General features: G+C 45.1%; 5 protein-coding genes. 2 read left to right on the top strand and 3 right to left on the bottom strand.

The window, feature by feature from the left end:
• Window positions 1-170: 170 nt before the first annotated feature.
• Window positions 171-2,018 (bottom strand): ABC transporter ATP-binding protein, encoded by a 1,848-nt coding sequence (locus VIP81_RS22085; protein ID WP_331966454.1) that lies wholly within the window; start codon window positions 2,016-2,018, stop codon window positions 171-173.
• 455 nt (window positions 2,019-2,473) lie between these two features.
• On the opposite strand from VIP81_RS22085, the gene VIP81_RS22080 reads away from it, so the two are divergent.
• On the top strand, window positions 2,474-3,685 hold the full coding sequence (locus tag VIP81_RS22080; RefSeq protein ID WP_331966451.1) for a glycosyltransferase family 87 protein: 1,212 nt from the start codon (window positions 2,474-2,476) through the stop codon (window positions 3,683-3,685).
• Between the two features lie 64 nt (window positions 3,686-3,749).
• Window positions 3,750-6,026, top strand: a complete 2,277-nt coding sequence (locus VIP81_RS22075) for a GH92 family glycosyl hydrolase (RefSeq protein WP_331966448.1) — start codon at window positions 3,750-3,752, stop codon at window positions 6,024-6,026.
• A 214-nt stretch (window positions 6,027-6,240) separates the two neighbouring features.
• On the opposite strand, the gene VIP81_RS22070 is transcribed toward VIP81_RS22075, so the two are convergent.
• The gene (locus VIP81_RS22070; protein WP_331966444.1) at window positions 6,241-7,329 is read right to left on the bottom strand and encodes a family 10 glycosylhydrolase; all 1,089 of its coding nucleotides are present in this window, start codon (window positions 7,327-7,329) and stop codon (window positions 6,241-6,243) included.
• Window positions 7,330-7,470: 141 nt separating this feature from the next.
• On the bottom strand, window positions 7,471-8,593 hold a 1,123-nt coding region (locus VIP81_RS22065), incomplete at its 5' end, for a carbohydrate-binding family 9-like protein (RefSeq protein WP_331966441.1).

Raw genomic sequence — 8,593 nt, 5'->3', positions numbered from 1 at the left:
CCCAGATTTTGTTTTTGTGATTTTAGAAGATGTTAAAAAGATTTTAGAAGATGTTAGCGGATGTATACTCGCTAACATCTTCCAAAATCTTTTTAAATCAAAAGTAAAAATCTGGAAAATCATCTAAATCAGTATAATCCTGGGGAAGACAAAAAATCGCGTTTGTGTATTTATTTATACCCCGCCGCCTGCAATTCAAACAACTCCGCATAACGCCCTTTCTTTTCTAGCAGCTCCTCATGACTACCTATCTCCGCTAAAGCGCCTTTTTCCAGCACTAGTATGCGATTGGCCATGCGCACCGTAGAAAAACGATGCGATATTAGTACTGCAGTTTTATCGCGGGTAAGATCTGCAAAGCGAAGAAATACGTTGTACTCTGCCCGCGCATCCAGTGCAGACGTGGGCTCATCGAGTATCAGCAGCTGCGCGTCTTTCATGTAAGCCCGCGCCAGCGCTATCTTTTGCCACTCACCACCGGAAAGCTCTATCCCCTGGTTAAAGCGACGCCCCAGCATCTGTTCATATCCTAATGGCATCTTTTCTATCAGTGGGTAAGCGAGGCTTTGTTTAGCGGCGTCTTCTATCATCGGCTGGTTGCTGCTTTGCGCAATATTGCCCACCGCAATATTTTGCGACACCGTCATCTGGTAACGTTGAAAATCCTGGAATATAACGCCTACCTGTGTACGTAATTCTTTCATGTCATACTCCCGCAGGTCTATGCCATCTAATAAAATCCGGCCTTCTACGGGATCGTATAAACGGGAAAGCAGCTTTACCAGCGTGGTTTTTCCGGCGCCGTTCTCCCCTACCAGTGCCAGTTTTTCGCCGGCATGCAGGGTGAAGTTCAAATGACGGATCGCCCATTTCTCGGAGTTGATATATTTAAAACCAACATCTTCAAAAGTAAATCCCTGCTGTATGGGATTGGGAAAAGGCCGCGGATGCCTGGGCGCCACCATCTTAGGCTGTATCTCAAAATACTCAAACAAATCCCGCAGGTACAAGGCGCCTTGTGTAACTGTAGAAAAACGAATTAGAATGCCTTGGAAAGTACTGCGCAACTGCCGGAAAGATCCCGCCAGAAAAGCCAGATCACCAATGCTGAGATGCCCGCTGATGGTTTGCAGAATGATGATTACATAAGCTGCATAATAGCCACCGGCGCCTAATACGGCGAATGCCGTTCCCCATACCGACTCCCGGACCTGCAATACTTTTTTATCGGTATAAAACTTATTGGAAATTACCCGGAAACGGTTGATGAGGAAATTAGACAGATCAAATACTTTCACCTCTTTCGCCGTTTCATCGCTGGCCCCGAGGTAACGGATATAGTCCAGCTCCCGCCGGTCGGAAGTTTGCCCCCAAGCTAATTTATAGTATAGATCGTTGAAGTGCGACTCATTTAAAAACGCCGGTATCACGGCGAGCAACAGCAGTAATATCAGCCACGGATTAAATAACACCAACCCTGCTGCCAGAAAAACAATGGTGATCATATCCTGGACCTGGCTTAAAACCTGCGCCAGCAGAACTGTTCGGCCGGAAGTCTGTTGCCGGGCACGTTCCAGCTTATCGTAAAATTCTGCATCTTCAAATTGATCCAGGTCTAAGGTGGCGGCATGCTCCATAATTTTTACAGACGTATGGTTGGCAAAAAGATCGCCTAACAATCCGTCCAGTAAAGAAATCGCGCGACTCAACGCGTCCGAAATAATGGCCAGCCCAAATTCAATAGCCACCAGCTGCCAAAGCCAGGTGCTGGAATGATGCGGATCTTTATTCAGCTGTACTACCTGGTCTATGATCAGTTTACCTACATAAAGTAAAGATAACGGCATGGCGGATTGTGCCACCCTCAGCACACTATTGGCAATTGTAAGACCGGGACTCGTTTGCCATACCATACGGAAAAATGCCGGCAGGTTACGTAACGCGGCCAGTCGCTCTTTGAAGGTTAATTTCTCGTCCTTGCCGGAACGTTTTTTTCTAGGGCTTCCCATTGCACTCATGGGAGTAATTTACGAAAATTGTTTCTCCAAACCTGAAAGCTGCTCCGGCATGATACGCATCATCACATCCTTTACCAAAGCCCGTTGTCGATGGCCGTAGATCCGTAGGTAATCTGCCTGGTATTCATCTCCCTATGACCAAATACCCTGCGGTAAATCCGCATGCTAAGTTTTTTCTTTACATTTGAGTACATGTGAAAAAATCGAGTTTGCTATGATACTATTAATAACTTCTCTTATCGTTTTAGGTGCATTAGTGACAGCAGCAGTGGTATACGCTGTTAATGAGCAATCAAAACAATGGGCAGAATCAGAATACTAATACGCCCCGAAATGATCAGCCTGATCGCTGAAAGATAATTTGCAGAATAATGAAGGCCGGTAGTAGAGGGATACGCATTTCCAATGCGTTATACCTGCGTACTGTAGCTTTTTATTATTAAGCAATTATCGACATGCGTGAAAAAAGGAATGTGCTGAAATATTTGGCGGAAAAAGAATGGCTAATCTTGTCTTTATGGTTTGGACTGGCCTTTCTGGGCACTGTCATGGAGATATCCAGGGATAACATTAATAATTTCCTCATATTTAAGAACGTCTTTTATCACCTCATCCACCAGCAATCTTTATACATACCCTATCCGGCAGAATATTATGATGTAAACCTCTATGGCCCCGTATTTAGCATCATGATTGCCCCCTTTGCCGCCCTGGACACACACCTGGGCGCTCTTTTATGGGCCATGACAGGTGCCGCCGCACTTTTTTACGCGATCCGGCAGTTACCACTCACACGTTTACAGCAAAACATCATCCTGTTGCTATGCACCCAGGAATTGATGGGCGCCAGCGGATGGTTCCAGTTGAATCAGTTTATTGGTGCATTCATTATTCTTACGTTTACGAATACGATCAAAGGAAAAGAGCTGTGGGCCACGTTCTTCATCGTATTAGGCACTTTTACCAAATTTTATGGCATCGTAGGACTGGCATTTTTCTTTTTCAGTCCTCATCCAAAACGCTTTGTTGGCGGGTTGTTGCTATGGAGCGCGGTGATGTTTGCCTTGCCTATGGCCATTTCTTCTCCTCAGTATATCGTTAACTGCTACTTCGAATGGTATGCCGCACTGGTACACAAAAATGCTTTGAACGTAGGTGGCAATGCCATCTTCCAGGATATTTCGGCCGCCGGCTTTATCAAACGGGTGTTTCATATTCCATGGCTCAATAGCCTGGTAGTGCTGATTCCAGCCGTTATCCTGTTCGCGCTGCAGTATACACAATTGAGATATCGTTATAACTCCCGTTACCGTTTATACATTTTGTGCTCAGTTTTAATGTTCCCGGTACTCTTTAGCAGTAGTTCAGAATCTCCTACCTATATCATTGCGATACCGGCTATCTGTATCTGGTACGTGATGCAGCCTGCTACTAAGTGGAATAATATATTCATCTTTTTTGCCATTCTACTCGTGAGCTTTTCCCACTCAGATCTGGTGACTCCCTGGGTAAGAAAAAATCTGGCGGTACCTTATGCCCTGAAAGCCTTGCCCTGTCTGGTGCTATGGCTAAGGATCGCCTACGAGATCTATATCCGTAAATTTTTGTTAGAAAAAGAACATGCTCCCGCGCCTGTAAGGGAATTGGAGGCCGTTGCCCATTTATAAAAAAATTAACTAAAAAAGTAATAATCAGGCCGTAAATTGCCAAGATTATTAAAGGTTTTTGATTATGAACACGGGATTCAAGATAGGTGGCGCGTTCGCGTTATCTGCCCTGCTGCTTCACAGCACTCAGGCGGATGCTCAGAAAAAAGAAACATTTGTTGAAAGTAAATCAGTTGCTTCAGTAGATCCATATATTGGCTCCGGTGGACATGGACACGTATTCCTGGGTGCCAGCGTGCCTTATGGCGCGGTACAAACGGGTCCTACCAATATTGTGAAGGGTTGGGATTGGTGCTCCGGTTATCACTACTCAGACAGTGTATTAATAGGCTTCTCTCAGATGCACCTCAGTGGCACCGGCATCGGTGACCTGGGGGATGTACTTGTAATGCCTTATACCGGCAAGGTGAGAACTAACAGAGGTACACAGGAAGATCCTACTTCCGGTTATGGCTCCCACTATTCTCACCAGCGCGAAACAGCCCGTCCGGGTTATTACGCCGTACAGCTGGACGACTACAACATCAAAGCAGAATTAACAGCTTCAGAAAGAGTTGCTTTACACAGATATACTTTCCCGAAAGATCAACCTGCTAACATCATCATCGACCTGAAAGAAGGGGTTGGCTGGGATGCACCAGTAGAAACATTTATCCGTCAGGTAGATGAATATACCCTCGAAGGCTACCGCTACTCTAAAGGCTGGGCAGAAGACCAACGCCTCTGGTTTGCGATTAAGTCGTCAGTACCGGTAAAACAATTCCTGGTATTTGATGGAGATACCAAACAATCAGGTAACTCCGTAAAATCAAAAGCTGCCAAGGGTGTTATCTCCTTTGAAAAATCTCCCGGACAAGTGATGCTGAAAGTAGGGATCTCTCCGGTAAGCAGCGAAAATGCACTCGCTAATATCAAGGCGGAAATTCCAGGCTGGGACTTCACCAAAACAGTGAACAGCGCCAACGCCAAATGGGATAAGGAACTTTCTAAAGTAAACATCGAAACAAAAGATAACGCTGCACGCCGCGTATTCTACACAGCGATGTATCATACCATGATTGATCCGGCTTTATTCAACGATCATGATGGTAGCTACCGTGGCACAGATAAAAAAGTATATACTAATCCGGGCTTCGATAACTACTCCGTTTTCTCTTTATGGGATATCTATCGTTCCTGCGCGCCATTGAGCACCATCCTGCACCCTGATAAGGTAAACAGTTTCGTGAACTCCATGCTCGCCATCCACAAACAACAGGGCAAGTTACCAGTATGGCACCTGATGGGCAATGAAACCAATTGTATGGTGGGTTATCATGCAGTACCTCCTATCGTAGATGCTTACCTGAAAGGTTTTACCGGCTTCAATGCAGAAGATGCATTTGCCGCTATGAAAGCCTCTTCTACCCGCGACGATCTGGGCGTGAAATACGTGAAAGAGTTAGGCTACATCCCCGCTGATAAAGAATATGAATCCGTTTCAAAAGCAATGGAATACGCGATCGATGACTGGTGTATTGCCGCTATGGCCAGGAAAATGGGTAAAACAGCCGACTACGAATACTATAAAAAACGTGCTGGCTACTATAAAAACTATTTCGATAGCACCATCCGCTTTGTTCGTCCGCGTATGAGCGATGGCAGCTTCAAAACACCTTACGATCCGTTCAACTCCATTCACGAAAAAGGCGATTTCACCGAAGGTAATGGCTGGCAGTATACCTGGCTGGTACCACAGGATGTAGAAGGGCTGATTAACCTCATGGGTGGCGATGAAGCTTTTACCCGCAAGCTCGATAGCCTCTTTACTGCTAAAGGCGATATGGGTGCAGAAGCCTCCAGCGATATCTCTGGTCTTATTGGTATGTACGCACATGGTAATGAACCTAGTCACCACGTTACCTATATGTATGCTTTCTCCGGTTACCAATGGAAAACTGCTGAAAAAGTAAGACAGGTAATGAAAGATTTTTATTTCGATAAACCAGAAGGTCTGGCTGGTAATGAAGATTGCGGTGCAATGTCTTCCTGGTATGTATTCTCTTCGCTGGGCTTTTACCCGGAAAACCCTGCCAGTGGGGTATATGTATTAGGCAGTCCACTGTTCGATAAAGCTACTATCAATGTAGGTGCAGGTAAAACCTTTACCGTACAGGCCATTGACAACAGTCCGGAAAACATCTATATCCAAAGCGTTACCCTCAATGGTAAGCCTTACAGCAACAGCTTTATCACGCATCAGGATGTCGTGAAAGGCGGTACCCTGGTGGTTAAAATGGGCAACAAACCTAACTACGACTTTGGTAAGGCAGCTGCCAACAGACCAGCTAATGTGCTGTAATGCGAGTTTTTGTCTTTGTTCAGGATTATACTGATTATACTGATTTAGATGATTTTCCAGATTTTGTTTTTATGATTTTGGAAGATGTTAAAAAGATTTGGGAAGATATTAGCGGATTTATATTCGCTAATATCTTCCCAAATCTTTTTAAATCAAAAGTAAATCTGGAAAATCATCTAAATCAGTATAATCCTGAACAAAGACAAAAACTCGCCTACGCGCTCTCTCCTAATATCCGAAGCACTTCCGGCGTTACTTCTCCAAAAATGGAAACACCTGCTGCTCCGTTCTGAATCGCTAATCTTACTGCTTCTGCCAGCTCTGTATAGTTGCCATGGAAGTCAGGTAAATAAAGACCGGCATACAGCGGAAATGCGCCATGCAAGCCCTTCACGCCTTCTGCTACCGCATCGCCTATCCAGCTTACATTTTCCCGGTAAAATCCATGATAGATCATAGGACACACCGCACTCAGTGGCCAGTTGGTCCAATCCTGTCGTACAATACGTTTGGCAATTTCAGGAGTTGGAAATACCGCTGCGGAAATAGGTTTTTTATGTTGTTTTGCTACCTGCGCCAGGTTGCTGACCACGTTGGTAATGCGATCGTAGCGGAACTTGCGCCAGGAAGGGCTTTGGTCCGGATGCTCTATCTGCAGCGGATCTACGCCACTCTTTTCTTTATATGCATTGCGGCATTGCTCGCAATAACAGAAATCATATTCAGGTAATTCTTTCGACTGATCAATACCGTAATGACTCCACAGGTTTACCGGTAAAATCACATCACAATAGCGCACATAATCCAGGTGAATACCATCTACATAATCCAGTCGAAGAATTTTTTCTACCTGGTCTTTCAGGTAATTTACCACCTCCGGTTTGCTGGGACACAGCCACCGGTAGTAATCTACATAAGGTGGATGATCGGCACAGGATTCACCCTTACGGTTTTTGGCATACCATTCAGGATGACTTGCCAGCAAGTCTTTCTCGCCGCGGTTCATTGTCCACATCCAGCGATGCGCTTTGATGCCATTTGCTTTCGCCGTTTTGAAATGCACTTCGCTATCGGCTTCAAACATGATATCCGTGATGCCTGCTCTTCTGTAAGCAGCATATCTTGGCTGCAATATGGCAGCAGTATCTTTATGATCAGGATTGATCCACACGCGGTGTTGCACCGCCGTTTTCTCCAGTGTGGGAGCTTTTTTAGTGGCCACCGCAGCACTTGCAGGTAACAACGGAGCCGCTAACGCCAGTCCTCCAATACCTAATGATTTAATAAAAAGACGTTTATCCATATCCGTTATTTTCTATTTTTTTAATGTTCCTGTCGTGTTATTGGGCAGATCGTGGTCTCCAACTCCTTGTACTCATACGGTTATTCGAACAGCCATTTACGCTCCTTACCCTTTATGCGTAGAAGCTATTTGCATTCCGTTCTACTTTGTTTTATTATCTCCGATTTTTCCTTCCTGGTTAATACTCATAGCGCCGGGAAAGCTGCTGCTGGTAACGACCGCAGTAAACTGTGAAGAAATTCCTTCCAGCGAAAAGTTATACACTTTTCCATCGGTGGCTGTTTCTTTGGCAGGCATTTTCAATACATCGAGGCTATTGGCATATTTGCCATTGCGTTGCCTGTAGGTCTGCTGCGCATAGTAAATGCGCCACAGGTAGGCTTTCGCATCTTCTGATGCCGGCAGTTGAAAGGTCGCCTGCGACTGGGTGGTAAATAACAGGTAGCCCCATCTTTCAGGTGCATGCATATTTATAATATTCTGTGGTGACCATACCCAGTTGTTTTCCGGCTTTTGCTGCTTCACATATTCACCGTTTTTTATATCAGTATCCCACTCTACCCGTGAAAAGTTAATCCGCCATAAGCTATTGTCAGCGGGCTTCTGGCTGCCACCAAAAAAGCTGAGTGCAGAAAAAGGAATCGCCATTTCTACTGTCCATTCTTTGTCGGTATCTTTTGCATTATTAAGCGTGCCATTTACATGTACGCCGGTGCGAACGCCCCTGGTATCCCAGTTCAGCATGGCCAGGCCCCCATTACGGTAAGGCTTGTCCATAAATAAATCCATCAGGGTATTCAGCGCATTGATTTCCAGCTCGTAATACTGGTGTGTATCTCCGTTAGGATCAATGAATACTTCAAAATCATTGTCATGGAAAATGATGGCATCATGATCGCGCAATGTTGCCCATATATGTGGCTCCTGTAGCTCGGCGGCTATATACAGGTATTGATCATCCCACATCATTTTTACCCGTGTACGCAGTCGTGGCGCAGGTTTGGCCTTGCCTTCAATATCCTCAAAATCATCCGACCAGTTTACCTGTTTCCATGCCGCATCTTCTAACTTACCATCAATGGCCACACTTCCTTTGGCCCGGTAGCAGATGTAATGCTTCGGTGTGCCGGAAAAAGGTTTAAAGGCATCGGAGAAGGTTTGAGCGGAGGTTGTCTTACTCAGGATTATACTGATTATACTGATTGCGCTGATTATTTTTTTTATCCTATATGCTTTTTTTGTCTTACTCAGGATTATACTGATT

The organism is Chitinophaga sp. (assembly GCF_036566945.1).
Taxonomy (GTDB): Bacteria; Bacteroidota; Bacteroidia; order Chitinophagales; family Chitinophagaceae; genus Chitinophaga.
Note: the sequence above shows the minus strand (reverse complement) of the source record. Positions and strands in the feature narration are given on the sequence as shown.

Coding starts and splice junctions, on each gene's coding strand:
- VIP81_RS22070 (WP_331966444.1), bottom strand. CDS start 7,329: ATGGATAAACGTCTTTTTATTAAATCATTAGGTATTGGAGGACTGGCG.
- VIP81_RS22085 (WP_331966454.1), bottom strand. CDS start 2,018: ATGAGTGCAATGGGAAGCCCTAGAAAAAAACGTTCCGGCAAGGACGAG.
- VIP81_RS22075 (WP_331966448.1), top strand. CDS start 3,750: ATGAACACGGGATTCAAGATAGGTGGCGCGTTCGCGTTATCTGCCCTG.
- VIP81_RS22080 (WP_331966451.1), top strand. CDS start 2,474: ATGCGTGAAAAAAGGAATGTGCTGAAATATTTGGCGGAAAAAGAATGG.